This window comes from uncultured Roseovarius sp., assembly GCF_947259555.1.
Taxonomy (GTDB): Bacteria; Pseudomonadota; Alphaproteobacteria; order Rhodobacterales; family Rhodobacteraceae; genus Roseovarius.
Map to the genome: position 1 here is coordinate 19,435 of NZ_CAMYMD010000030.1, position 23,861 is coordinate 43,295.

21 protein-coding genes are annotated in these 23,861 nt (G+C 64.3%); 11 read left to right on the forward strand and 10 right to left on the reverse strand.

Annotated elements, in window-relative coordinates; translation table 11 throughout:
- Window positions 1-61: 61 nt before the first annotated feature.
- The 3 genes from hisG to hisS are packed head-to-tail and all read right to left on the reverse strand — an operon-like array spanning window position 62 to window position 3,383.
- Window positions 62-757, reverse strand: a complete 696-nt coding sequence (gene hisG, locus Q0X85_RS05455; protein WP_297770049.1) for an ATP phosphoribosyltransferase — start codon at window positions 755-757, stop codon at window positions 62-64.
- Window positions 754-1,839, reverse strand: a complete 1,086-nt coding sequence (locus Q0X85_RS05460; protein WP_297770051.1) for an ATP phosphoribosyltransferase regulatory subunit — start codon at window positions 1,837-1,839, stop codon at window positions 754-756. The genes hisG and Q0X85_RS05460 overlap by 4 nt, the downstream gene beginning before the upstream one ends.
- The gene (hisS, locus tag Q0X85_RS05465; RefSeq protein ID WP_297770053.1) at window positions 1,839-3,383 is read right to left on the reverse strand and encodes a histidine--tRNA ligase; all 1,545 of its coding nucleotides are present in this window, start codon (window positions 3,381-3,383) and stop codon (window positions 1,839-1,841) included. Before hisS ends, Q0X85_RS05460 begins: the two co-directional genes overlap by 1 nt.
- A gap of 121 nt (window positions 3,384-3,504) precedes the next feature.
- On the opposite strand from hisS, the gene Q0X85_RS05470 reads away from it, so the two are divergent.
- Complete coding sequence (locus Q0X85_RS05470) at window positions 3,505-3,699, forward strand: SlyX family protein (RefSeq protein ID WP_050662312.1); 195 nt, start codon at window positions 3,505-3,507, stop codon at window positions 3,697-3,699.
- A gap of 97 nt (window positions 3,700-3,796) precedes the next feature.
- Here the strand turns inward: Q0X85_RS05470 and dnaE are convergent, their stop codons facing one another.
- Window positions 3,797-7,297: a DNA polymerase III subunit alpha gene (gene dnaE / locus Q0X85_RS05475; RefSeq protein ID WP_297770060.1), complete on the reverse strand. Its 3,501-nt coding sequence runs from the start codon at window positions 7,295-7,297 to the stop codon at window positions 3,797-3,799.
- Between the two features lie 266 nt (window positions 7,298-7,563).
- On the opposite strand from dnaE, the gene Q0X85_RS05480 reads away from it, so the two are divergent.
- Genes Q0X85_RS05480 through Q0X85_RS05495 form a run of 4 tightly spaced genes read left to right on the forward strand, consistent with a single transcriptional unit; the run spans window position 7,564 to window position 12,227 of the window.
- Entirely contained in the window at window positions 7,564-9,081 is a 1,518-nt protein-coding gene (locus Q0X85_RS05480; RefSeq protein ID WP_297770062.1) for an ABC transporter ATP-binding protein, read from the forward strand.
- Window positions 9,082-9,129: 48 nt separating this feature from the next.
- Window positions 9,130-10,212 (forward strand): ABC transporter permease, encoded by a 1,083-nt coding sequence (locus tag Q0X85_RS05485; protein ID WP_297770065.1) that lies wholly within the window; start codon window positions 9,130-9,132, stop codon window positions 10,210-10,212.
- The gene (locus Q0X85_RS05490; protein ID WP_297770067.1) at window positions 10,212-11,132 is read left to right on the forward strand and encodes an ABC transporter permease; all 921 of its coding nucleotides are present in this window, start codon (window positions 10,212-10,214) and stop codon (window positions 11,130-11,132) included. The genes Q0X85_RS05485 and Q0X85_RS05490 overlap by 1 nt, the downstream gene beginning before the upstream one ends.
- 21 nt (window positions 11,133-11,153) lie before the next feature.
- The gene (locus Q0X85_RS05495; protein ID WP_297770069.1) at window positions 11,154-12,227 is read left to right on the forward strand and encodes a BMP family ABC transporter substrate-binding protein; all 1,074 of its coding nucleotides are present in this window, start codon (window positions 11,154-11,156) and stop codon (window positions 12,225-12,227) included.
- Between the two features lie 300 nt (window positions 12,228-12,527).
- Here the strand turns inward: Q0X85_RS05495 and Q0X85_RS05500 are convergent, their stop codons facing one another.
- The 3 genes from Q0X85_RS05500 to Q0X85_RS05510 are packed head-to-tail and all read right to left on the reverse strand — an operon-like array spanning window position 12,528 to window position 14,584.
- A complete protein-coding gene (locus Q0X85_RS05500) occupies window positions 12,528-13,148 on the reverse strand; it encodes a methyltransferase domain-containing protein (protein ID WP_297770070.1) in 621 nt (206 codons plus the stop codon).
- 21 nt (window positions 13,149-13,169) lie between these two features.
- Entirely contained in the window at window positions 13,170-13,862 is a 693-nt protein-coding gene (locus tag Q0X85_RS05505; protein ID WP_297770103.1) for a phosphatidylcholine/phosphatidylserine synthase, read from the reverse strand.
- Between the two features lie 59 nt (window positions 13,863-13,921).
- Window positions 13,922-14,584 (reverse strand): phosphatidylserine decarboxylase, encoded by a 663-nt coding sequence (locus tag Q0X85_RS05510; RefSeq protein WP_297770073.1) that lies wholly within the window; start codon window positions 14,582-14,584, stop codon window positions 13,922-13,924.
- Between the two features lie 110 nt (window positions 14,585-14,694).
- On the opposite strand from Q0X85_RS05510, the gene Q0X85_RS05515 reads away from it, so the two are divergent.
- From Q0X85_RS05515 to Q0X85_RS05530, 4 genes are all read left to right on the forward strand, one after another.
- Window positions 14,695-15,630 carry an aldo/keto reductase gene (locus Q0X85_RS05515; RefSeq protein ID WP_297770075.1) on the forward strand — a complete coding sequence of 312 codons (936 nt, stop codon included), beginning with the start codon at window positions 14,695-14,697 and terminating at the stop codon, window positions 15,628-15,630.
- 4 nt (window positions 15,631-15,634) lie between these two features.
- Window positions 15,635-16,291: a DUF938 domain-containing protein gene (locus Q0X85_RS05520; protein ID WP_297770078.1), complete on the forward strand. Its 657-nt coding sequence runs from the start codon at window positions 15,635-15,637 to the stop codon at window positions 16,289-16,291.
- Between the two features lie 71 nt (window positions 16,292-16,362).
- Window positions 16,363-16,704, forward strand: coding sequence for a carboxymuconolactone decarboxylase family protein (locus Q0X85_RS05525; protein ID WP_297770081.1), 342 nt, complete (start codon window positions 16,363-16,365; stop codon window positions 16,702-16,704).
- 78 nt (window positions 16,705-16,782) lie between these two features.
- The gene (locus Q0X85_RS05530) at window positions 16,783-17,523 is read left to right on the forward strand and encodes a GH25 family lysozyme (protein WP_297770084.1); all 741 of its coding nucleotides are present in this window, start codon (window positions 16,783-16,785) and stop codon (window positions 17,521-17,523) included.
- A gap of 30 nt (window positions 17,524-17,553) precedes the next feature.
- Here the strand turns inward: Q0X85_RS05530 and Q0X85_RS05535 are convergent, their stop codons facing one another.
- Complete coding sequence (locus tag Q0X85_RS05535) at window positions 17,554-20,061, reverse strand: FAD-dependent oxidoreductase (RefSeq protein WP_297770087.1); 2,508 nt, start codon at window positions 20,059-20,061, stop codon at window positions 17,554-17,556.
- A 192-nt stretch (window positions 20,062-20,253) separates the two neighbouring features.
- Here Q0X85_RS05535 and panB point away from each other — a divergent pair, with 192 nt between their 5' ends.
- Window positions 20,254-21,078: a 3-methyl-2-oxobutanoate hydroxymethyltransferase gene (gene panB / locus Q0X85_RS05540; protein ID WP_297770090.1), complete on the forward strand. Its 825-nt coding sequence runs from the start codon at window positions 20,254-20,256 to the stop codon at window positions 21,076-21,078.
- Window positions 21,078-21,926, forward strand: coding sequence for a pantoate--beta-alanine ligase (gene panC, locus Q0X85_RS05545; protein WP_297770092.1), 849 nt, complete (start codon window positions 21,078-21,080; stop codon window positions 21,924-21,926). Before panB ends, panC begins: the two co-directional genes overlap by 1 nt.
- Window positions 21,927-22,008: 82 nt before the next feature.
- On the opposite strand, the gene Q0X85_RS05550 is transcribed toward panC, so the two are convergent.
- Together Q0X85_RS05550 and Q0X85_RS05555 are read right to left on the reverse strand one after the other, a co-directional pair.
- The gene (locus Q0X85_RS05550; protein WP_297770095.1) at window positions 22,009-23,289 is read right to left on the reverse strand and encodes an acetylornithine deacetylase/succinyl-diaminopimelate desuccinylase family protein; all 1,281 of its coding nucleotides are present in this window, start codon (window positions 23,287-23,289) and stop codon (window positions 22,009-22,011) included.
- A 91-nt stretch (window positions 23,290-23,380) separates the two neighbouring features.
- Window positions 23,381-23,861: nitronate monooxygenase (locus Q0X85_RS05555; protein ID WP_297770098.1), on the reverse strand; the 481-nt coding region annotated here is incomplete at its 5' end.

The window sequence follows — 23,861 nt, forward strand, 5'->3', positions numbered from 1 at the left end:
ACACATGCGAGGGGCGGTCCAGCCGGGCCGCCCTTTTTGCATGAGCACATGCCTGCACATCTCAGTCGAGCCGAAGTCTGTCCTTGAGCGCCCGCAGCGTGTGCCGGTCGGCATCCTCCATCGCGGCTACGCGTGACTTGAAGAGCGTCGCCTGAGATTTCAGCATCAGCCCGTCTTCCAATGTTTTCAGATGGTTGGCGCGCAGCGTGTCGCCGGTCGAGGTGATATCGGCAATCGCCTCGGCGGTCTCGTTCTTGACGGTGCCCTCGGTCGCGCCCTGACTGTCGACCAGCTGATAATCGGCCACCCCGTTCTCGCGCAGGAAATCGCGCACGAGGCGGTGATATTTCGTGGCAATGCGCAAGCGAAATCCGTGCTTTAGCCGGAACGCGGCGGCGGCGGCGTCAAGGTCGTCGAGATGGCTGACATCTACCCAACAGCGCGGCACCGCCAGCACCAGATCGGCCTGCCCGAAGCCCAGTTCGGCCAGTTCGCCGACCTTGTTTTCCCATTGACCAAGTTTTTCGCGCACCAGATCGGTGCCGGTCACGCCCAGATGAATGCGCCCGGCGGCCAGTTCGCGTGGGATTTCTCCGGCCGACAGCAGGATAAGCTCAACATTGTCGATGCCCTGGACAAAGCCCGCATATTCGCGCTCTGATCCGGCGCGGCCCAGTTCGATGCCGTGCTTGCCGAACCAGTCAAAGGTCTTTTCCATCAGCCGCCCCTTGGACGGCACCCCCAGTTTCAGGGTCATGTCGCACCCCCAAGGCTCAGCGCCAGACCGGGGCGGATCACCCCGCCCACGGCCGGAATCTCGCGCCCTTGCCCCAGTTGCCGGGTCAGCGCGTCATAGCGCCCGCCGGTCGCCACGGGGGGCAGGTCGGGGCGCCTTTCTGCATAGAACCCAAAGACAAAGCCGTCGTAATATTCCATCTGCGTGCGCCCGTAGCTGGCCTCGAAATCCAGTTTGGTGATGTCCAGCCCGCGCGCCGTCAGCGCCTCCAGCCGTTTGGCCAGACGGTCCACCGCGCCCTGAATCGCGGGCAGGTCCACGGCGATGTCGCGCAGCCGTTCCAGCGCGTTGTCGCTGGTTTCGCGCACCGCCAGCACGGCATCGAGCAGTTCGACCTCGGCGGCGGAGATCGGGGCGGTCTGCGCATCCTCGCGCAATGCGTTGATCCGGCTTGATATTTCATCCGGGCCGCGCAGTCCGATCATCGGCTCGGCCCCGGCCATCGGCTCTGCGGCGGCGAGGAGCGCCGCGCGCTGCTCGGGCACCGGGGATTTGCCCGAGAACCGGTCGATCAGCGCGCGAAACCGGCGGGGCCGCCAAATATGCCGCCTGAGCGCGGCCTTGCGCCGCTCGGTCGTGCGCAACCCCTCGACCGCAGCCATGAGGATGCCGATATCACCGGTTGCGGCGCGCAGGCCAAGCGGGCGCAGGATATTGAAAAACATCGAGAAAACTTCGGCATCCGCCGCTTCGGGCGCGGCGCGCTCGAAGATCTCGAATCCCACTTGCGTGTATTCATTGGCGCGGGCGGCATCCTCTTCCTGACGGCGAAACACCTCGCCGGAATAGGTGTAGCGCGCGGGTTCGGCGCCGTGCTCCATATGCATCTGCACCACCGGCACGGTGAAATCCGGGCGCAGCATCTGCTCGCCGCGCAGGGCGTCCGAGGTCACGTAGGCGCGGGCGCGGATATCCTCGCCATAGAGATCAAGCAGCACCTCGGCGGGTTGCAGGACAGAGGTTTCAACGGGCAGAGCGCCCGCCGCCTCGAAGAGGCTACGCAGGCGCGCGGCCTCGGCGCGGATTGCGGCACGGTCCGGCATCAGCTTTGCCCCGTCAGGATGTCGCGGACTTTTTCGACCAGTTGATCGCGCGGCACCTCGTATTGGCTGGGGCGTTCCTTCCATTCCTCAAGCGTGGCATTCTCGGCGATCTGCGCGCCGAGGATTAGATCCTTGATCTGCACCACGCCGCGCGCCTGTTCGTCGCCGCCCTCGATGATCGCTACCGGGCTGCCGCGCCGGTCGGCGTATTTCATTTGGTTGCCGAAGTTCTTGGGGTTGCCGAGATAGACCTCGGCGCGGATGCCCGCTTGCCGGAGTTCGCCCACCATTGCCTGATAATCGGCCATGCGGTCGCGATCCATCACGGTGACGACCACGGGCCCCTGCGCCTCGCCCCCGATGCGGCCCTTTTCGCGCAGGGCGGCGAGGAGGCGATCGACGCCGATGGAGACGCCCACGGCGGGCACCTGCTGCCCGGTGAAGCGCGCCACGAGGTCGTCATAACGGCCCCCGCCCGCAACGCTGCCGAACTGGCGCGGGCGGCCCTTTTCGTCAAGGATTTCAAAGGTCAGTTCGGCCTCGAAGACCGGGCCGGTATAGTAGCCGAGGCCGCGCACGACGGAGGGGTCGATGACGATACGGTCATGGCCGTAGCCTTGGGCAGCCAGAAGATCGGCGATCTGTTCGAGTTCGGCAACGCCTTCCTCGCCTTGGGGAGAGTCTTCAACGAGATTGCGTAAGTTCGCTACAGTTTGGGAATTGTCGTCGGCTTTTGCCCCTAGGAACTTTACCAAACTTTCGACGGCTACCGGCGGCATCTTCAATCCGGGAATGAATGCTCCCGATGCATCTTTCCTGCCGTCAGTAAGTAACTCGGCAACACCTTCAACACCGACCTTATCAAACTTGTCGAGAGTTCGCATGATGTCGTCAGTTATTTCATAAACCCTTTGCTGCCCAACCTTCATCGCTCTTTCAATCACGGCAGGATCGCCTTCCTGCTGATCGGGAGCGAATGCGCGATCCATTACCTTGTCGATGATCCCGTTCAAAACCTTTCGGTTGTTCACCCGCACCACGTAGTCGCCGCGCGGGATGCCGACCTCTTCCAGCGCATCGGCCAGCATGGCGCAGATCTCGGCATCCGCCGCCATCGACGCCGTGCCCACCGTATCCGCATCGCATTGGTAGAATTGCCGAAACCGTCCCGGCCCCGGCTTTTCATTGCGCCAGACCGGGCCCATGGCGTAGCGCCGGTAGGGCGTCGGCAGATCGTTGCGGTGTTGGGCGTAGACGCGGGCCAGCGGCGCGGTCAGGTCATAGCGCAGCGCCAGCCATTTCTCGTCTTCGTCCTGCCAGGCAAAGACCCCGTCGTTGGGGCGATCCACGTCGGGCAGGAACTTGCCCAAAGCCTCGACCGTCTCCACTGCGCTGCTCTCCAGCGCGTCGAACCCGTAGCGATGATAGACCCCGGCGATGGCGTTCAGCATCGCGGCGCGCTCGGTCACATCCGCGCCGAAATAATCGCGGAACCCCTTGGGCGTTTCGGCCTTGGGGCGGGGCTGTTTCTTGGGCTTGGCCATGGGTGTCGTCCTTGCGGCGGCTGTCGTGGCGCGGTCTAGCCGAAGGGCCGCGCGGGGGCAAGGCGGGCTCGATGATTGCTCGATGATTGACCGCGCCCGCCCGCGCGCGTAAGGCGATGCGATGACCGATCTGGAAGAGAAACTCGCCCATCTCATGCGCAGCGTCGATGACCTGTCGGATGTCATCGCGCGGCAGGACCGCGAGATCGACTGGCTGCGCGGGCGCGTCCAGATGCTGCTGGAGCGTGAGGCGGCCCGGCGCGAGGACAATGAGGGCAGCGTGTTCCTCGGCGACGAGCGCCCGCCGCATTATTGACACGGACGTGTAAAGGCCCGTGTCACCCCGGACTTGATCCGGGGTCTCTTGGGGCGCAGAGATCCCGGGTCAGGCCCGGGATGACGTGAGGCGTGTTTCAGATTTCCTCGACCATCACCACGCCACTCAGGCTCTTGATCGCGCCCTTGATCTGGGGGGTAACGGGGTATTCCACGCCGCTATCCACCTCGATCTCGCCGGGAAGGCCCTGACCCATCAGGCAGAAATGAATCGGGCCGGGCTGAGCGCCCTTTGCCGATCTAGCCGCATTCTGGAGCACCGTCGCGATGGAGCCGATGGCCCCGGGCTGATCCACGAAGATGCGCAGGCCGACCGCAGCCGCGCCCGCAACCATCCCGTCAATCGGTTGGACGCCCCGGCACAGCAGTTTCAACTGATCGCTCTCCATCGTGGCCTCGGCGGTGATCACCACTTGTGCACCGGTCTCCAGAAAATCGCGTGATTTCTCAAGCACATCGGAAAAGATCGTGACCTCGTAGCCGCCGGTGGTGTCGGAAAGTTGCGCAAAGGCAAAGCGATTGCCGCGCGCCGATTTACGCTCCTGCCGCCCGGCGACGACGCCCGCCATCGTGGCCAGAAACGGCCCCTGTTCGGCGCGGGCGGTCACTTCGTCCAGTGTCTTGACCTCCTGCCGCTTGAGCACGGTCATGTAGTCATCGAGCGGATGACCGGAGAGGTAAAAGCCCACGGCCTTGAATTCCTCGGTCAGGCGTTCGGCGGGCAGCCAGTCCTCGACCGGCACGAGGCGCGGCTCGGGCAAGTCGTCACCCGCTTCACCAAAAAGCGAGACTTGACTGGAATTCTTCTGTTCCTGGATGGCGGCGGAATAATTCATCAGGGCCTCGATGCTCTCGAACACCCGGCGGCGGTTGCGGTCGAGCGCGTCAAATGCCCCGGCGCGTGCCAGCATTTCCAAGGGGCGTTTGCCGACCCGCTTGAGATCAACGCGCTGTGCCACGTCGTAGAGCGTAACAAACGGCCGGTCGCCGCGCCCCTTGGTGATCAGCTTCATCGCTTCGACACCGACGTTCTTGAGCGCACCGAGCGCGTAGTGCAGCGTGCCTTGGCGGACCACGAACGTGGCCTCAGAGCGGTTCACGCAGGGCCCGGCCCAGTCAAGCGCCAGCCCTTTTTTGACCTCTTGGAAATAGACCGCCAGCTTGTCGGTGAGGTGAATATCGCAATTCATCACACCGGCCATGAATTCCACCGGGTGATTGGCCTTCAGCCATGCGGTCTGATAGCTGACCACCGCATAGGCGGCGGCGTGGGATTTGTTGAAGCCGTAATTGGCGAACTTGTCCAGAAGGTTCCACACCTCCAGCGCCTTGGCGTCGTCGACGCCGTTTGCCTTGGCCCCGGCGATGAATTTCGGGCGCTCGGCGTCCATCGCCTCCTGGATCTTCTTGCCCATGGCGCGGCGCAGCAGGTCGGCACCGCCCAAGGAATAGCCCGCCATCTCCTGCGCGATCTGCATCACCTGTTCCTGATAGACGATGATGCCCTGCGTCTCGTCGAGGATATGATCGACCGACGCGTGCAGGTCGTCGCGTTCGCTCAGCCCGTTCTTGACCTCGCAATATTTCGGGATGTTCTCCATCGGGCCGGGCCGGTAGAGCGCGACGAGGGCCACGATATCCTCGATGCAGGTGGGTTTCATCCGCTTGAGCGCGTCCATCATGCCCGAGCTTTCCACCTGGAACACGGCGACGGTGCGCGCTCGGGCGTAAAGCTCGTAGGTCTTTTCGTCGTCGAGCGGGATTTGCCCGATGTCGTTCTCGGCCCCCGGGAACGGCTCGTAGATGGTGCTGCCATCGGCGGCGATATGCAGGTCGCGCCCCTCGTTGTGGATCTGTTGAATCGCGTTCTGGATCACGGTCAGAGTTTTCAGGCCCAGAAAGTCGAACTTCACGAGCCCCGCCTGTTCGACCCATTTCATGTTGAACTGCGTGGCGGGCATGTCAGAGCGTGGGTCTTGGTAAAGCGGCACCAGCTCATCCAGTGGCCGGTCACCGATCACCACCCCCGCGGCATGGGTCGAGGCGTTGCGCAACAGCCCTTCGACCTTCATGCCGTAATTCAGCAGCCGGTCTACCACCTCCTCGGATTTCGCGGCCTCGCGCAGCCGCTCTTCCTGCGTCAGCGCCTGTGAGATGCTGACCGGTTTGACGCCCTCGACCGGGATCATCTTGGACAGGCGATCCACCTGCCCATAGGGCATTTGCAGCACCCGGCCGATATCGCGTACCGCGGCCTTGGAGAGCAGGGCACCGAAGGTGATGATCTGCCCGACCCGGTCGCGGCCGTATTTCTCCTGCACATACTGGATCACCTCCTCGCGGCGATCCATGCAGAAGTCGATATCGAAGTCGGGCATCGACACCCGCTCGGGGTTGAGAAACCGCTCGAATAGCAGCGAGTAGCGCAGCGGGTCGAGATCGGTGATGGTGAGCGCATAGGCCACGAGGCTACCGGCCCCTGACCCACGCCCCGGCCCCACCGGGATATCCTGCTCCTTGGCCCATTTGATGAAATCGGCGACGATCAGGAAATAGCCGGGAAAGCCCATCCCCTCGATGATGCCCAGCTCGAAATCGAGCCGTTTTTCATAGTCCTCGACCGGGGCGGCGTGGGGGATGACGGCAAGCCGCGCCTCAAGCCCGGCGCGTGCCTGACGGCGCAATTCGTCGACCTCGTCATCGGCAAAACGCGGCAGGATCGGGTCGCGCCGGTAGCAGCCGAAGGCACAGCGCTTGGCGATCTCGACAGTGTTTTCCAGCGCCTCGGGCAGATCGGCGAAGAGCGCGACCATCTCTTCCTGCGATTTGAAGTAATGCTGCGGCGTCAGGCGGCGGCGCGGCTCGCTCTGATCGACATAGGCCCCGTCGGCCACGCAGAGGAGCGCATCATGCGCCTCGTACATGTCGGATTTGGGGAAATAGACATCGTTGGTGGCCACCAGCGGCAGGTCCATCGCATAGGCCATCTCGACAAAGCCGCGCTCGGTCAGCCGCTCGGATTCGGGTGCGCCGCTGTCGCCTGGATGACGCTGCAACTCGACATAGAGCCGGTCGCCGAACGCCTTTGCCAGCCGCCCCATCAACGCCTCGGCTGCCGGGCGCTGTCCGCCCTGCAAGAGCCGCCCCACCGGCCCGTCGGGCCCGCCGGTCAGGCAGATTACACCTTCGGCGTGGGCGGCCAGCTCCTCGACCGTGACATGCGCCAATTGCCCGTCGCCCCGCAGGTAGAGGCAGGAATTGAGCTTCATCAGGTTTTCGTAGCCACGCTCGTTCTGCGCCAGCAGGACCACCGGCGCGGGCGGCTTGATCCGCTCTCCGGGGCTTGTGGCGACATATTCGAGATCCACCTGACAGCCCATGATCGGCTGCACGCCCGCCGCCTGCGCCGAGACGGAAAACTCAAGCGCGGCGAACATGTTGCCCGAGTCGGTGACGGCCACGGCGGGCATGCCCGCCGCCTCGCACAGACCTGGCAGCTTCTTGAGCCGCACCGCCCCTTCGAGCAGGGAATATTCGGTGTGGACACGCAGGTGAATGAATCGGGGATTGGCGCTCATGGAACTACCCTAGCTTTGAGGCCGGGAAAGCGAAAGGTGCCGCTTCCATTCCGGGCGGTTTTGGTGCGGCCTTGTCGGGCGTGAGGCATAGCCGTTTCAGCCATGTGCCTTGGCGAGTGCGGCGTTAGTGCCAAAAACACGCGCAATCTGTGACTGTTGAACCGCTCGGATTTCTTATGAAGGCCGCAAGCCATTGCCGTCGGCACCGCCACTGCGCTACTGAAGAGGGTGAAAGCACCTGCCGCCCGCCATCAGGGGACAACCGCGTGACGACGCCGCTGCTCAGTATTTCGGGCCTGACCAAGGCCTATCCCGGTGTTGTCGCCAATGACGCCGTGTCCTTCGATATCATCGAGGGCGAGGTGCATGCGCTGTTGGGCGAGAACGGCGCGGGCAAATCGACGCTGGTCAAGATGATTTACGGCCTCGTGAAGCCCGATAGCGGCGCGATGACCCTGCATGGCGCGCCCTACACCCCGCCCGACCCGCATGCGGCGCGCAAGGCGGGCGTGGCGATGGTGTTTCAGCATTTCTCGCTGTTCGAGGCGATGAGCGTGGCCGAGAACGTGGCCCTCGGCATGGAAGAGCCGCCGCGCCTGCGCGACCTCGCCACCCGGATCAGGGAGGTGTCGGAGACCTATGGCCTGCCGCTCGATCCCGGGCGCATCGTCGGCGATCTGTCGGCGGGTGAGCGGCAGCGGGTCGAGATCATCCGCTGCCTGTTGCAGGAGCCGCGCCTGTTGATCATGGACGAGCCCACATCGGTGCTGACCCCGCAGGAGGTGGAGATCCTGTTCCAGACCCTGCGCAAGCTGAGCGCCGAGGGCGTTGCGATCCTCTATATCTCTCACAAGCTGGAAGAGATCCGCAGCCTGTGCGATCAGGCAACGATCCTGCGGCAGGGGCGTAACGTTGGCACCTGCCTGCCGCGCGAGACCTCGGCGCGCGAAATGGCCGAAATGATGGTTGGCAGCAGTTTTGCCGCGCCGGAACGCGCGCCTCGGGCGCCGGGGGAGGTGGCGCTTGAAATCACCGGGCTGTCGGTCGCCTCGCCCTCGGCCTTCGGCACCGCGCTCAAGGATATTCATCTGAGCGTGCAGGCGGGCGAGATATTGGGCCTTGGGGGTGTGGCGGGCAACGGGCAGGACGAGTTGCTGGCGGCTCTGTCGGGGGAATTGCCGAGCGACGCAGAGGCGATCCGGCTGCATGGCACGGCCGTAGGCCGGTTTGGTCCGACCGCGCGGCGCGGGCTGGGTCTGCTGGCCGCGCCCGAGGAACGGCTGGGCCATGCCGCCGCCCCGGATATGAGCCTGACGGAAAATGCCTTTCTGACCGGGGCGCAGCGCGAGAACCTGACCGCGCGCGGCTTTATCCGTTGGGGGGCGGCGCGGGCGTTTGCGCGTGCCATCATCGAGCGGTTCGATGTGCGCACGCCGGGGCCCGATGTGGCGGCGCGGGCGCTGTCGGGCGGTAACTTGCAGAAATTCGTGATCGGGCGCGAGGTGCTGCAACGGCCGCGCGTGCTGGTGGTCAATCAGCCGACATGGGGCGTCGATGCCGCCGCCGCCGCCGCGATCCGGCAGGCGCTGCTCGATCTGGCGGCCAATGGGGCCGCGATCCTCTGCATCAGTCAGGATCTCGACGAGTTGATGGAAATCTCGGACCGGTTCGGCGCGCTCAACGAGGGGCGGCTGTCGGAGATCCGGCCCGCGCAGGACCTGAATGTGGAAGAAATCGGCCTGATGATGGGCGGCGCGCATGGCATGGAGGTGGCGCATGTCTGAGCCGTCGGATTTGAGTATTTTTGCCATAAAGAACCCCCGGGGCGCTCCATGTTGAAGCTGGAAAAGCGCCCGCAGCCCTCGCGCCTCTGGACATGGGTGACGCCCCTTCTGGCGGTGGTGATCACCATGCTGGCGGGGGGTGCGCTCTTTGCCGCGCTCGGCAAGGACCCGGTCGAGGCGATCGCCACGATCTTCTGGCAGCCGCTATTCGGTGAGTTCGCGTTTTATTACCGCCCGCAGCTTTTGATCAAGGGCGCGCCGCTGATCCTGATTGCCATCGGCCTCAGCCTCGGGTTTCGGGCGGGGATCTGGAATATCGGGGCCGAGGGGCAGTATATTGTCGGTGCGCTCACGGGCGCGGGGGTGGGGCTTGCGTTTTACCCCACTGAAAGCGTTCTGATCTTTCCGCTGATGGTGCTGGCCGGGGCGCTTGGCGGTTGGGGATGGGCGATGATCCCGGCGGTGTTGAAGCTGCGCTTTGGCACCAATGAAATTCTGGTGTCGTTGATGCTGGTCTATGTGGCAGAGCAGTTGCTCGCGGCGATGGCGCTCGGGCCGATGAAGAACCCCGAGGGCATGGGGTTTCCCGGCTCGCGCAACCTGCGGCAATACGAGAGCGCGCATAATGCCGAACTGATCACAGGCACCGGCATGCATTGGGGCGTTGTGGCGGCGTTCATCGCGGTGATCTTTGCCTATGTGCTGCTGACGCGGCATAGCCTTGGCTATCACATTCGTCTGACCGGGCAGGCCCCGCGCGCCGCACGGTTCGCCGGGGTGCGCCCGGCGCGGCTGGTGCTGGTGTGCCTTGGCACCGCCGGGGCACTGGCGGGGCTGGCGGGGATGTTCGAGGTGTCCGGCCCGGCTGGGCAGGTGAGCATTGATTTCAACGTGGGCTATGGGTTCACCGCGATCATCGTGGCCTTTCTCGGGCGCTTGCATCCCCTGGGCATTTTGCTGGCGGGGCTTTTGATGGCGCTGACCTATATCGGCGGTGAGATCGCGCAATCCAACATGGGGCTGCCCGCCGCCGCGATTCAGCTCTTTCAGGGCATGCTGCTGTTTTTCCTGCTGGCGGTGGATGTGCTGACGAACTACCGCATCCGACTGGCTAGGCGGGAGGTGGCGTGATGGATATGGGATCAATCAGCCCCGAACTGCTGCTCGCCTCGCTGATGGTCGCGGCGACGCCGATCCTGCTGGCCGCCCTGGGCGAATTGGTGGTGGAGCGCGCGGGCGTGCTCAATCTCGGGGTCGAGGGGATGATGATCACCGGGGCGATCTGCGGCTTTGCGGTGGCGGTCAATTCCGGCTCGCCTGCCTTCGGCTTTGTCGCGGCGGCGGGGGGCGGCGCGGTGCTGGCGCTCTTGTTCGCGGCTCTCACGCAAGTGGCGCTCGCCAATCAGGTGGCGAGCGGTCTGGCACTGACGCTCTTTGGCCTCGGCCTGTCGTCGCTGCTGGGGCAGGGCTATGTGGGGATCAAGCCGCCGCCCGTGGCCAGGCTTGATATCCCCCTGCTTGGCGATATTCCGTTCCTGGGCCGGGTGCTCTTTTCGCATGATCTGATGGTGTATTTCGGCCTCGCGCTGGTGGGGCTGATCTGGTGGATGCTCAAGTACAGCCGCGCCGGGCTGATCCTGCGCGCGGTGGGCGAGAACCATGATGCGGCCCATGCGCTTGGCTACAAGGTGGTGCGCATTAGGGTTGCGGCGATCCTTTTCGGCGGGGCCTGCGCCGGGTTGGGCGGAGCCTATATCAGCCTTATTCGCGTGCCCCAATGGACCGAAGGCATGACGGCGGGTGCCGGGTGGATCGCGCTCGCGCTCGTGGTCTTTGCCTCGTGGAAGGCGGGCCGGGTTCTGCTCGGGGCGTGGCTCTTTGGTGGGGTCACGGTGTTGCAGCTCAACCTGCAAGCGGCGGGCTTTGCCATCCCGGTCGAATATCTTTCCATGTCGCCCTACTTGATCACCATCCTCGTGCTGGTCATCATGGCAGGCGACAAATCCCGCGCGCCCGCCTCATTGGGCCGCATCTTTCACGCCTCGCAATAAGACCATGACAGGGAGACACGCATGAAACTCACGCATCTTTTGACCTCGGCCGCGCTCGCGCTTGGCCTTGCGACCGGGGCCGTGGCGCAGGACACGACCAAGGTCGGCTTTATCTATGTCGGCCCGATCGGCGATGGTGGCTGGACTTATGAGCATGACAAGGGACGCCTGGCCATCGAGGAACACTTTGGCGATCAGGTCGAGACCGTCTATCAGGAAAGCGTGCCCGAGGGCGCCGATGCCGAACGTGCGATCACGCAGATGGCGTTGCAGGGTGCGGACCTGATCTTTACAACCTCCTTTGGCTTCATGGAGCCGACGGTGGCTGTGGCCGAGAAGTTCCCGAATGTGAAATTCGAGCATGCCACCGGCTACAAGACCCTGCCCAATCTCTCGACCTATTCGGCGCGGTTCTACGAGGGGCGCGCGGTGCAGGGGCATATCGCGGGCAAGATGACCAAGTCGAACATCGTCGGCTATATCGCCTCGTTCCCGATCCCCGAGGTCATTCGCGGCATCAACGCCGCCTATCTTCATGCCAAGAAGGTCAACCCCGAGATCGAGTTCAAGATCATCTGGGCCTATACGTGGTTCGATCCGGCGAAGGAGGCGGATGCCGCGACTGCGCTGATCGAGCAGGGCGCGGACGTGATCCTGCAACATACCGATTCGACCGCGCCGCAGGCGGCGGCGGAAAAGGCCGGCGATGTCATCACCTTCGGGCAAGCCTCGGACATGGCGGAATACAAGCCACTGCCGCGGGTCAGTTCGATCATCGACAACTGGGCACCCTATTACATCGCGCGCACGCAGGCGGTGATGGATGGCACATGGGAGAGCCAGCAGGTCTGGCAGGGCATCGACAAGGGCATGGTCAAGATCGGCGAGATCACCGATGCGGTGCCTGCGGACGTGCGGGACGAGGCGCTCGCGCTCAAGCAGGCGATGGCGGAGGGCGAGTATCACCCGTTCACCGGCCCGATCAACCGTCAGGACGGCAGCGCATGGCTGGCCGAGGGCGAGGTCGCGGATGACGGCACGCTTCTGGGGATGGATTTCTACGTGGAAGGGATCAGCGGGCAAATCCCGAACTGAACCCGCTGGTCTTGTGAAGCGTTGGCCGTGCCGGGTTCGGCGCGGCCTTTCTTTGTCAGGTGACGATGGTTGTGATGCGATCAAGCAGGCGATCGGCACAACGAATTATTCGGAGCGGACCTCGGATGCTTGGCATCGGCGCGGAATCGAGGCCATAGGCCGCCGCGCCATCGCATGTTCGCCCCCCGGGCAGGCGATTTTTCCAAGTTAGCGCGCCGATCAGGGATTTGCGGGACAGCAGACATAAAGCGCATTGAAACACAGCCGGATCGCCTGCCCGCGGACATGCGAGGGCGCGGCTCAATTCACCCGCTTTTCCAGCACCAGAAAGGTCATCATCCCCATCGGCGGCAGGTCGCGGCGGGTGACCATGTGCAGGCGCGGGTCTTGCAGGACGGTGTCGATCTCGAAATCCGAATGCCAGCCCAAGACCCGCTCCAGCGGCGCGGCGGCGCGGGCGAGACCGGCCCAGACCCCGCGTTCGTGCCGAAAATGGTTGGTGATCACCACCTGCCCGCCGGGGCGCAGCACGCGGGCGATTTCGGTCATCACCTGTTCGGGTTCGGGCACCACCGAAAGGACGTGCATCGCCGCGACCGTGTCAAAACTGGCATCGGGGAAATCGAGGTCGCGCGCATCCATCTGGTGCAGCGCCTCGACATGGGTGAGGCCGCGCTGCGCGACCCGTCTTCGTGCCTTGCGCAGCATGTCCTCGCTGTAGTCGAAGCCTGTGACCTGAAGGCTGGGATCGTAGGTGTCGAGCGACAGCCCGGTGCCGACGCCCACCTCGAGCACGCGCCCGCCGCGCGTGTTGATATGGCGCACCGCCTCGCGCCGCCCGGCATGGGTGATCCGGCCAAAGGTCGCGTCATAGACAGGCGCCCATCGGGCGTAGGAGTTCTTTACCGCGTCAAGTTCCATCGCTCACCTCGTTTTCACCTCTCAGTCAGATCGGTCCTTTGGATACCAGATCAAGGCCGCCCAGATCACGACCGCGACATAGGCCAGACACATCACGATCAGCGCGGCCCAGGTAAAGAGCACGAGCGCGGCGGCCACACAGGCAAAGCCCAATAGGAAGAACTTGACGTTCTCGCGCGAGATCTTGGTGCGTTTGAACGACCAGACCGGCACCGGCGAGATCATCAGCAGGCCGACGCCCGCCATGTAGATCCCGACAAGGATCGCAGGCGGGTGCGGCATGCCCGGCACGGCAAAGGTCACGAACATCGGCAGCATCGCCAAAAGCGCGCCTGCGGGCGAGGGAAGACCTTCAAAATAGGCCCCTGAGCCACCCTTGGCACCTTCTTCCTTGGCGCTGACGTTGAAGCGCGCCAGCCGCATCACGCAGCAGACCGCGAAGAACAGCACCGCGATCCAGCCCGCGTGACGCGCGTCCTGCAAGCCCCAGTAATAGATCACCAGCGGGGCCGCGACGCCGAAATTGAGGAAGTCCGCCAGAGAATCGAGCTCGGCCCCCATGGCGCTGCTGCTGCGCAAGAGCCGCGCCAGACGTCCGTCGAGCCCATCGAGCACGCCCGCGATCAGAAGAAGCTGCACCGCGCGCACGTAATCGCCCTGGACCCCAAGCCTGATCGCCGTGACACCCGCGCAGATCGCCGCCACGGTCAGCATGTTGGGCAGAAGCTGCGCCAGCGTGACCTCTTTGCGGGGAGTATTGCGCGGGGGTTTTGTCACGTCTCAAGCTCCGCCATTACCGTTTCGCCTGCGACCATGGTCTGCCCCACGCGCACCTGCGGCACCACGCCATCGGGCAGGTAGACATCGAGCCGTGATCCGAATCGGATCAGCCCGAAGCGCTCGCCGCGCGACAGCGCGCCGCCCTTGTCCACGAAACAGACGATGCGCCGCGCCACCAGCCCGGCGATCTGCACCACCGGCAACAGGCGGCCACCCTCCATCTCGATCACGATGCCGTTGCGTTCGTTATCGGCACTCGCCTTGTCGAGCGAGGCGTTGAGAAACTTGCCCGGGCGATACGCGACGGCACGGACCTTGCCCGCCACCGGGGCGCGGTTCACGTGACAGTTGAAGACGCTCATGAACACGCTCACCCGGGTCAGCGGCGTGTCGGGCAGGCCCAATTCGGCGGGCGGCACCGCAGGCTCGATCAGCGACACGATCCCGTCTGCCGGGCTGACGATCAGGCCGGGGCGCTGCGGAGTCACGCGCTCGGGATCGCGGAAGAAATAATAGCACCATACGGTGAGGCCGACGCCCACCCATCCCAGCACATCCCAGAGCATGAACAGGACCAGCGTGATCGCGGCAAAGATCGCCACGAACTTGCGCCCCTCGGGGTGCATCGGCTTGATGAAGGTCTCGTGCATCTTCATGCGGGCGGGCTCCTTGGGGCGCATTCACTCCGCATCCGCCTATGACTCTTGCCCGCAAGATGCAAGGTGGCACCTTTTCTTCACCGGGCGCACATGCCACTGTTCGGACCATGAGCACACAGATCACTTCCCCCGACGGAACCCCGGCCAGCCGGTTTGCCTTTGGCACCATGCAATTCGGCGATGCGGCGGATGAGGGCGCGTCGCGCGCCATGTTCGACGATTGTCTCGCTGCGGGGATCACCCATTTCGACACCGCACATCTTTATACCGATGGCGCGTCCGAAACCCTGCTGGGCCAGTTTGCAGCACCGCATCGCGACCGGCTGGTGATCGCCACCAAGGCGGGCTACTCGGGGGGCGCCGGGGCCGACAATATCCGTGCGCAGTTCGATCTTTCGCGCTGGCGGCTCGGGATGGATCATGTCGATATTCTGTATTTGCACCGATTTGATCCCGACACCCCGCTTGAGGAAACGCTGGAATGTTTCGCGGAGCTGAAATCGCGCGGTCAGATCAGCCATGTGGGCCTGTCGAATTTCGCGGCCTGGCAGGTGATGAAGGCGGCCTGTATCGCGGCGCGGTTTGATCTGGCAATCTCGATCCTGCAACCGATGTACAGCCTTGTCAAACGGCAGGCCGAGGTGGAAATCCTGCCGATGGCGGCCTCTGAGGGCATGGTCGTGGCCGGGTATTCGCCGCTGGCGGGCGGTCTGCTCACCGGCAAGTATGCGCGCGGCGAGACCGGGCGGCTGACGGGCAATGAACGCTATGCGGTCCGCTACGGTCAGGACTGGATGCGCGAGGCAGCGGTGGCATTGGTCGAAATCGCGGCAGAGCTTGGCACCGATCCGGCGACGCTTGCCGTCGCATGGGCCGCAAACCATCCCGCCGGGCCGGTGCCGCTCATCTCGGGCCGGTCGGCGACGCAGATCGCGCCGTCGCTGGCTGCCATTGAGTTCGACATGGAGGATGCGCTCTATGCGCGGCTTGCAGCACTCACCCCGGCGCCGCCCCCGGCCACTGATCGCACGGAAGAGGGCTGAGATCATGTCGCGCCGGAGCCTGCCGCCAACGGCCTCGATCGCGCATCCCGGGGACGGGGCAAAGCTTCATGCGCCTTCGGCGGAACGCAACTGTGAGGCCATAGCCGCCGCGCTTGCTGACATCGCTCCGTCCGATGGTCGGGCGCTCGAGATTGCCAGCGGTACGGGGCAGCATGCGGTTGCGTTTGCGACGGTGACCCCGGGCCTCATCTGGCAACCGACTGAGATCGATCCGGCGCGTCGTGCCAGCATCGACGCTTATGCGGCCGAGGCTGATCTGCCGAATTTGCGCCCGTCCATGGCGCTCGATGCGACTGAGGCAGGGTGGAGCGTACAGCAGTCCGGTCAGGCGCTGATCGTGCTGATCAACCTCTTGCATCTCATCAGCACGCCCGAGGCCCGCAGGATTGTCACCGAGGCGGCGCAAGCTCTTGCCCGGGGCGGGCGCTTTGCGATCTACGGTCCCTTTCTGCGCGACGGGCAGGCCACGTCCGAGGGTGACGCGCGGTTTCACGCGAGCCTGATGGCGCAGGACCCGGCCATCGGCTACAAGGATCTGGCCGAGGTGGAGGGGTGGCTGGTTGCAGAGGGATTGACTGTAAACAGCCCTCGAGAAATGCCCGCCAACAACCTCTTTCTGGTGGCCGAACACCGCGGCTGATCTGGATCAAGGCCAAGCCGCGCCGGGGATGGTTTCTGCAACTGCAAATGCAGTCACAGAAAGGCCCTGACATGAGCTGGTCCAAGACCATTGACACCACACGCCAGGATTTGCGCCGCCTCAACGCGCTCATCCCCGATACCGCCCGCGCCTTTGGCGGGCTTGGCAAGGCCGTCAAGGAAGGCGGCATGCTCGACTTCAAGACCAAGGAATTCGTGGCGCTCGGTATCGCGGTGGCGACCAAATGCGAGCCCTGCATCGCCCTGCACATGGAGGCGCTGATCCGCGCCCGGGCGACCCGCGAAGAGGTCGGCGATGTGCTCGCGATGTCGATCCAGATGGGCGGCGGCCCGGCGATGATGTATGCCGCCAAGGCGATCGCCTGCTATGACGAACTGGCGGAAAATGCCTGACCTGAACGAAATCGGCTGACTGCGGTGACGCATCCGGTCTAAGGTCGGGGCGCGGGTATCCGATCCGGGGAGGCATTGATGCTGCGTGTGGTTCTGTTCTGCTTCGGGCTGATGATGGCCGCTCCGGGCCTCGCGGCAGACCGGTTCGGTGATTACGATCCGGTGGATTTCGGGCCGCGCGGCCCGGGCAATTATCCGGTGCATGGCATCGACGTGGCGCGGTTCCAGGATGACATCGACTGGCGGCGGGTGAAACTTTCGGGCGTGGCGTTCGCCTATATCAAGGCGACCGAGGGCGGTGACCTCAAGGACCTGAAATTTGACCGCAACTGGCAGCTGGCGGCGCGCCACGGTGTGCCGCGCGGCGCCTATCACTTCTATTATTTCTGCACGGCACCGGAGGTGCAGGCGCGGTGGTTCATCCAGAACGTGCCGCGCCGGGGCAAGGCGTTGCCGCCCGTGCTCGATATGGAGTGGAACCCGTTTTCGCCCACCTGCGTGGTGCGCCCGCCGGGGGCGGAGGTGCGGCGGCAGGCCGAGATTTTCCTTGATATCGTCGAGCGCCATTACGGTCAGCGCCCGATCATCTACACCACGCCGGAATTCTATGCGCAGACCGGCATCGGACAGGTGCGGGCGGAGTTCTGGCTGCGCTCTGTCGCGAGAACACCTGATAAGGTCTACCCCGGTCACCCTTGGGTGTTCTGGCAATATACCGGCACCGGGATCGTGCCGGGGGTCGAGGGGGGCGTCGATATCAACGTGTTTCGCGGGTCGGAGGGCGCGTGGCGCAGATGGTTGCGCCAGCACGAAAAATGAGGGGGCACCCAAAGGCGCCCCCTGCTGGTTTCACCCATCCTTGCGGATGGTCTCGTTCTTCGGGTCATAGGGGCTGTCGCAGGTCACGGTCGCGTCCCAGAGCCGGTCGAGCATCTTGACCTTGAGCGTTGTGCCCTCGACCGCCATTTCGGGTTTGACGTAGCCCATGCCGATGGACTTGCCGAAGGCCACCGAATAGCCGCCCGAGGTCAGGCGACCGACGCGGGTGCCATCCTCGGTATAGAGCACTTCGCGGCCCCACGGGTCGGCATCCTCGGGCCCGTCGATGAGCAGCGTGCAGCATTTCACCCGCACCCCGGTCTCAACCAGCTTGTCCTTGCCGCGGAAGTCCTTGTCGAGATCAACAAAGCGGGGCAGGTCGGCCTCGAGCGGGGTGGCGTCGCGCCCCAACTCGTTGCCGAAAGCGCGATAGGATTTCTCCTGCCGCAGCCAGTTTTGCGCGCGCGCGCCCACCAGCTTCATCCCATGCTTTTCGCCCGCTTTTTCGAGCAGGTCGAAGAGGTAGTTCTGCATCTCGATCGGGTGGTGCAATTCCCAGCCCAGCTCGCCGGTATAGGCGACGCGGATCGCGTTGACCGGGCACATACCCAGTTCGATCTGCCGTGCCGACAGCCAGGGGAACCGCTTGTTGGACAGCGCCGTTGCCGGGTCGGCGTCCTTGATGACCTCCCCCAGAACGTCGCGCGATTTCGGACCGGCGATGGCGAAGACGCCGTGCTGCGTGGTCACGTCCTGGATCTCGATATAGCCGAAATCCGGGGCCATATCCTCGGCCGCCTTGCGCATGTAGTCGGCGTCGTATTCCGTCCAGCCGCCGGAGGAGACGAGGTAATACTCGTGCTCCTTGAGGCGCACGATGGTGTATTCGGTGCGGGTGGTGCCGTGATCTGTGAGCGCATAGGTCAGGTTGATGCGGCCAACCTTGGGCAGCTTGTTGCAGGTAAACCAGTCGAGGAAGGCGGTTGCCCCCGGCCCCTTGACCACGTGCTTGGTAAAGGCCGTGGCGTCGATCAGGCCGACGCCCTCGCGGATCGCCTTGGCCTCGTCCACGGCATGTTGCCACCAGCCGCCGCGGCGGAAGCTGCGGGCGTCGTGGTCGAAGGTGTCCGGTGCGTCGAGAGGCCCGAAATAGTTGGGCCGCTCCCAGCCATTGACCCAGCCGAATTGTGCGCCGCGCGCCTTTTGCCGGTCATAGGCCGGGGCGGTCCGCAGCGGACGGGCGGCGGGGCGCTCTTCATCTGGGTGGTGGAGGATATAGACGTGGTCATAGGCCTCCTCGTTCTTGCGTGCGGCGAACTCGGTGGTCATCCAGTTCGAGGAATAGCGTTTGGGATCGAGGCTCGCCATGTCGATCTCGGCCTCGCCGTCGACCATCAGTTGCGCGAGGTAATAGCCGGTGCCGCCTGCTGCGGTGATGCCGAAGCTGAAGCCCTCGGCCAGCCACATGTTGCGCAGGCCCGGCGCGGGGCCGACCAGCGGGTTGCCGTCGGGCGTGTAGCAGATCGGGCCGTTGAAATCGTCCTTGAGCCCCGATTCCTCGCAGGACGGGATGCGATGGATCATCGCCATGTATTGCTCTTCGATCCGTTCCAGGTCGAGCGGGAAGAGATCGGCGCGGAAGCTGTCGGGCACGCCATATTCAAAGCACGCGGGGGCGTTCTTCTCATAAACCCCGAGAATCCAGCCGCCACGCTCTTCGCGCACATAGCTCTGCGCGTCGGCGTCGCGCACGACCGGGTGCTCCTGCCCGCCACCTGCGCGGTAGTCCATCAGCGCAGGGTCCTTGTCCATCACGATGAACTGGTGCTCGACCGGGATCGCGGGGATCTTGATGCCCAGCTTCTTGGCGGTGGTCTGCGCGTGGTTGCCCGAAGCTGTCACGACATGCTCGGCGGTGATCACGATCTGCTCGTCCGAGGGCACGAGGTTGCCGCCCTTTTCGACCATCTTGGTGCAGGTCACTTCCCAATGGGTGCCATTCCAGTGGAACGCATCGGCCTGCCATTTGCGCTCGATCATCACGCCCCGCTGCCGCGCGCCCTTGGCCATCGCCTGCGTCACGTCGGCGGGGTTAATGTAGCCGTCCTCGGTGTGATAGATCGCGCCCTTGAGGTCGGAGGTCTCGATCAGCGGCCAGCGGTCCTTGATCTGCTCCGGGGTCAGCCATTCATAGGCGACGCCGCAGGTCTCGGCGGTCGAGGCGTAGAGCATGTATTCGTCCATGCGCGCGTCGGTTTGCGCCATGCGCAGGTTGCCGACCACGGCGAACCCGGCGTTGAGCCCGGTCTCTTCCTCGAGCTCCTTGTAGAAATCGACCGAATACTTGTGGATATGGGTCGTGGCGTAGGACATGTTGAAGAGCGGCAGGAGCCCCGCCGCATGCCATGTGGAGCCAGAGGTCAGCTCGTCGCGTTCCAGCAGCATGACGTCGTCCCAGCCGGCTTTGGCCAGATGATAGGCGATGGAGGTGCCGACGGCACCGCCGCCGACGACGAGGGCTTTGACCTGAGTTTTCATGGCATGCGACTCCCTTGGGGTATGCAGTGTTTGGGCGATGTTTATCAATCCTGCCAAATCACGCGAAGCTCAGCCGACGCAACGCTGCACGAAAGCGACCTGCATCCGTTTTGAGGGTGGAAACTGAACGGTGGATTTTCGTTTCGGCCCTTGATACCCTACGCCGCAACGCAGAATTGACCGGATGACACCATGAGCGCCACTTCCCACAAGACCGCCCCGCTGCCCGACGATATCCGGGCCATGAAGGGCGGCACGCCTATTGTCAGCCTCACGGCCTATACGACGCCAATGGCACAGATGATGGATGCACATTGCGATGTCGTGCTGGTGGGCGACAGCGTCGGCATGGTCCTGCACGGGCTGCCATCGACCCTTGGCGTGACGCTAGACATGATGATCCTGCACGGGCGCGCCGTCGCGCGTGGGTTGTCCCGCGCCATGCTGGTGATCGACATGCCCTTTGGATCCTATGAGGAGAGCCCCCAACAGGCCTTTCGCAACGCGTCGCGGGTGATGTCCGAAACCGGTGCGGCGGCGGTCAAGCTCGAAGGCGGGCGGCACATGGCCGAGACCATCGGGTTTCTGGTGGCGCGCGGTATCCCCGTGATGGCGCATATCGGCCTCACGCCGCAGTCGATCAACACGCTTGGCGGCTACAAGGTGCAGGGGCGGGGCGATGCGGCCGAGGCGCTCCTGGCAGATGCCCGCGCGGTCAGCGATGCCGGGGCGTTCTCGGTCGTGCTCGAAAAGGTAACGGCGACTCTCGCGGACCGGATCACTGCGGAAATTCCAATTCCAACGATTGGAATCGGGGCATCGAATGGTTGCGACGGTCAGGTTCTTGTCGTCGATGACATGCTCGGCCTCTTTACCGCGTTCAAGCCCAAATTCGTCAAGCGTTACGGCACATTGGGCGCAGATGGTGAGGCTGCCATCAAGGCCTATGCAGAAGACGTCCGCGCCCGCACGTTCCCGGCGCCAGAGCATACCTTCTCTGACAAGGCGTCCGGTTAATGACGGCGCCTATTCTGCGCGACCTGAGCGCTCTTCGGTCTGCGACCCGCCCATGGATACGTGCCGGCGAGACAATCGGTGTCGTGCCCACGATGGGGGCACTGCATGACGGGCATCTGTCGCTCGTGGCTGCGGCCAAAGCGCGTTGTGATCGGGTGATCGTCACCATTTTCGTCAATCCGAGGCAGTTCAACAATCCCGAGGACCTGAAGAATTACCCTAGGACCGAGCAAGAGGATGCGCGCAAGCTGGAGCGCTATGCGGTCGATGCCCTTTGGGTTCCGGATGGCGATCAGATGTATCCGCCGCACTTCGCCACGACGGTTTCGGTCGCGGGCCTGACGGATGTCATGGAAGGCGCGCATCGAAAGGGGCACTTTGACGGTGTGGCCACGGTTGTGACCAAACTCTTCACGCAGACGGGGGCAACCGACGCGTTCTTCGGAGAGAAAGATTTTCAGCAATTGATGGTCGTGCGGCGCATGGCCTGCGATCTGGACATTCCCGTCACGGTGCATGGCTGCCCCACGATCCGCGAGATCGATGGCCTCGCCATGTCGTCACGCAACCTGCTCTTGTCGGACCGTGCCCGCACCAGGGCCCCGGTGCTTCATGAAACGATGGAGCGCGTGGCTGAGGGGCTGCGGGACGGCAGACCCTTTGATGCCCTCAAGGCAGAGGCGATCGCGCGGCTCACGCGGGCAGGTTTTACGGGAGTCGACTACCTTGACCTGCGGGCGCAGGATGATCTCTTGTCATTGAATGCACCAACGCGCCCGGCCCGACTTTTTGCCGCAGCATGGCTTGCCGGGGTGCGACTCATCGACAATATAGCGATCGAGACCTGAGCGTCTTCATCGTTCCAAAAATACTCAGATTGTCAGCATTTGTCATGCGCGATCCCTCATGAGTATTTGAAGAACAGTGAAATCAGCCGCCCAACAAGGCATCGAGGGTGAGCGCCATGACCTGCGCTGATTGTAACATGTCGCCAACGCCCACGTATTCATCCGGTTTATGCGCCAGATCGAGAATGCCGGGGCCATAGGCGATGCAGTTTTTCAGCCGGCCGATCCGGTCGATATGTTTCTGGTCATAAGTGCCGGGGCTGACCACGTAATCGGCCTCGTGGCCAAAGACCTCGGCCACCGCCTGCGCAACGGCCCCGACCACCGGCGCGTCGCGCTCGGTCATGGTGGGCAGGACGCGGTGCAATTCGCGGATCGTATAGTCGAATCCGGGCCGCCCGTCGCGCACCGCCTCGAGCACGCTGCGCACCTCGTTCTCGACCGCGCCGATATCCTCTTCGATCAGGAACCGCCGGTCGATCACCATGCGGCAGCGGTCCGGCACGCAAGGCGAGGGCAGGCCGGTATAATCGGCGTCCTGCTCCGGCTCGCCGCCATGGATGGAGTTGATGTTGAGCGTCGATTGCCGCGCGCCCTCGGGGACCACCGGCATCTCGGTGCGCCGGGCCGCGAGCGCGGGGAAGAGCCGGGTCTCCATCGCCTCGATCACCGCGCCCATGTGGCGGATCGCGCAATCGCCCAGGAACGGCATCGAGCCATGGGCGATCTCGCCATGGGTCTCGATCTCGGCCCACCAGACGCCGCGATGGCCCAGACAGATGCGGTCCTTGCCCAGGGGTTCGGGGATGATGACGTGACTGACACGGTCGGGGCTGAAATATCCCTTCTCCGCCAGATAGGCCACGCCACCGAAACCGCCCGATTCCTCATCCGCCGTGCCGCTGATCTCGATGGCTCCGGCATAGTCGGGACAGATGGCGATGAACGCCTCCACCGCGACAATGCTCGCCGCCAGCCCGCCCTTCATGTCGCAGGAGCCGCGCCCGTAGATGCGGCCCTCACGCAATTCACCGCCGAAGGGCTCTACGGTCCAGCCATGGCCCACTTCGACCACGTCGATATGGCTGTTGAAATGCACGCAAGCGCCGGGGCGCGTGCCCTCGCGCCGGGCGACGATGTTCCAGCGCGGATGCCGGTCGCTGTCACCGGGTGCGCCATGGGCGCGGATCATTTCGGTTGCGAACCCCGCCTTTGTCAGCCGCCGGTCGAGATAGTCGCAGATGTCGCGATAGTTCTCGCCCGGCGGGTTCAGCGTCGGGATGCGGATCAGGTCTTGCGTCAGCGCCACCAGATCCGCCTCGCGCGCCGCGATCTCGTTTGTCAGCCGGTGCCTTAGGGTCATCCCATCGTCCATTCAGCTAAGATTGCACCGCCATGCACGATTGACATGACAGGCGGATTCTTCTTGGCAAAAATACCCAACTCCCGCGCCCTCAATCCAGCCCCGGCGCGCGGAGCAACAGCGCCTCGGCCTGCCGCACCATGCTCTCGATGATCTCGGACACGGGCGGGCGGTCGTGGATCAGCCCTGTCGCCTCGCCGACGAATGTATTGGCGCGCGCGGGGTCGCCCTCGGTCCAGCCCGCCGCCCAGTCAGCCTGTGCGGCCGGGTCGGCGCGCAATCCATCCGGATCCTCGTGCCAGCGGTCCGTGATCGGATTGCGTAGCACCCGCGCGGTGTAGCGGCCGGGCCAGCGCAGGCCCCGCGCGGCATCCATCACGGTGGAGCGGATGGTCTGATCCCCGGTGGCGGCAATCGCGGCCTCGGTCATCGCCTCGCTCACCTGCGCCTCGTCCGAGGCCCAGAGGCGCGAGCCGATCAGCACGCCATCGGCGCCCAGCATGAGGGCCGCCGCCAGCCCGCGGCCATCGGCGATGCCGCCCGCCGCCAGGAGCAGCACCTCGGGCGCGTGG

Excerpts from the sequence above, each read along its gene's own strand:
- Q0X85_RS05535 (WP_297770087.1), bottom strand. The coding sequence starts at position 20,061 with ATGAAAACTCAGGTCAAAGCCCTCGTCGTCGGCGGCGGTGCCGTCGGC.
- Q0X85_RS05525 (WP_297770081.1), top strand. The coding sequence starts at position 16,363 with ATGAGCTGGTCCAAGACCATTGACACCACACGCCAGGATTTGCGCCGC.
- hisS (WP_297770053.1), bottom strand. The coding sequence starts at position 3,383 with ATGGCCAAGCCCAAGAAACAGCCCCGCCCCAAGGCCGAAACGCCCAAG.
- hisG (WP_297770049.1), bottom strand. The coding sequence starts at position 757 with ATGACCCTGAAACTGGGGGTGCCGTCCAAGGGGCGGCTGATGGAAAAG.
- Q0X85_RS05550 (WP_297770095.1), bottom strand. The coding sequence starts at position 23,289 with ATGACCCTAAGGCACCGGCTGACAAACGAGATCGCGGCGCGCGAGGCG.
- Q0X85_RS05490 (WP_297770067.1), top strand. The coding sequence starts at position 10,212 with ATGGATATGGGATCAATCAGCCCCGAACTGCTGCTCGCCTCGCTGATG.
- Q0X85_RS05485 (WP_297770065.1), top strand. The coding sequence starts at position 9,130 with ATGTTGAAGCTGGAAAAGCGCCCGCAGCCCTCGCGCCTCTGGACATGG.
- Q0X85_RS05500 (WP_297770070.1), bottom strand. The coding sequence starts at position 13,148 with ATGGAACTTGACGCGGTAAAGAACTCCTACGCCCGATGGGCGCCTGTC.
- dnaE (WP_297770060.1), bottom strand. The coding sequence starts at position 7,297 with ATGAGCGCCAATCCCCGATTCATTCACCTGCGTGTCCACACCGAATAT.
- Q0X85_RS05460 (WP_297770051.1), bottom strand. The coding sequence starts at position 1,839 with ATGCCGGACCGTGCCGCAATCCGCGCCGAGGCCGCGCGCCTGCGTAGC.
- Q0X85_RS05520 (WP_297770078.1), top strand. The coding sequence starts at position 15,635 with ATGTCGCGCCGGAGCCTGCCGCCAACGGCCTCGATCGCGCATCCCGGG.
- panC (WP_297770092.1), top strand. The coding sequence starts at position 21,078 with ATGACGGCGCCTATTCTGCGCGACCTGAGCGCTCTTCGGTCTGCGACC.
- Q0X85_RS05505 (WP_297770103.1), bottom strand. The coding sequence starts at position 13,862 with ATGCTGACCGTGGCGGCGATCTGCGCGGGTGTCACGGCGATCAGGCTT.
- panB (WP_297770090.1), top strand. The coding sequence starts at position 20,254 with ATGAGCGCCACTTCCCACAAGACCGCCCCGCTGCCCGACGATATCCGG.
- Q0X85_RS05470 (WP_050662312.1), top strand. The coding sequence starts at position 3,505 with ATGACCGATCTGGAAGAGAAACTCGCCCATCTCATGCGCAGCGTCGAT.
- Q0X85_RS05515 (WP_297770075.1), top strand. The coding sequence starts at position 14,695 with ATGAGCACACAGATCACTTCCCCCGACGGAACCCCGGCCAGCCGGTTT.
- Q0X85_RS05510 (WP_297770073.1), bottom strand. The coding sequence starts at position 14,584 with ATGAAGATGCACGAGACCTTCATCAAGCCGATGCACCCCGAGGGGCGC.
- Q0X85_RS05495 (WP_297770069.1), top strand. The coding sequence starts at position 11,154 with ATGAAACTCACGCATCTTTTGACCTCGGCCGCGCTCGCGCTTGGCCTT.
- Q0X85_RS05530 (WP_297770084.1), top strand. The coding sequence starts at position 16,783 with ATGCTGCGTGTGGTTCTGTTCTGCTTCGGGCTGATGATGGCCGCTCCG.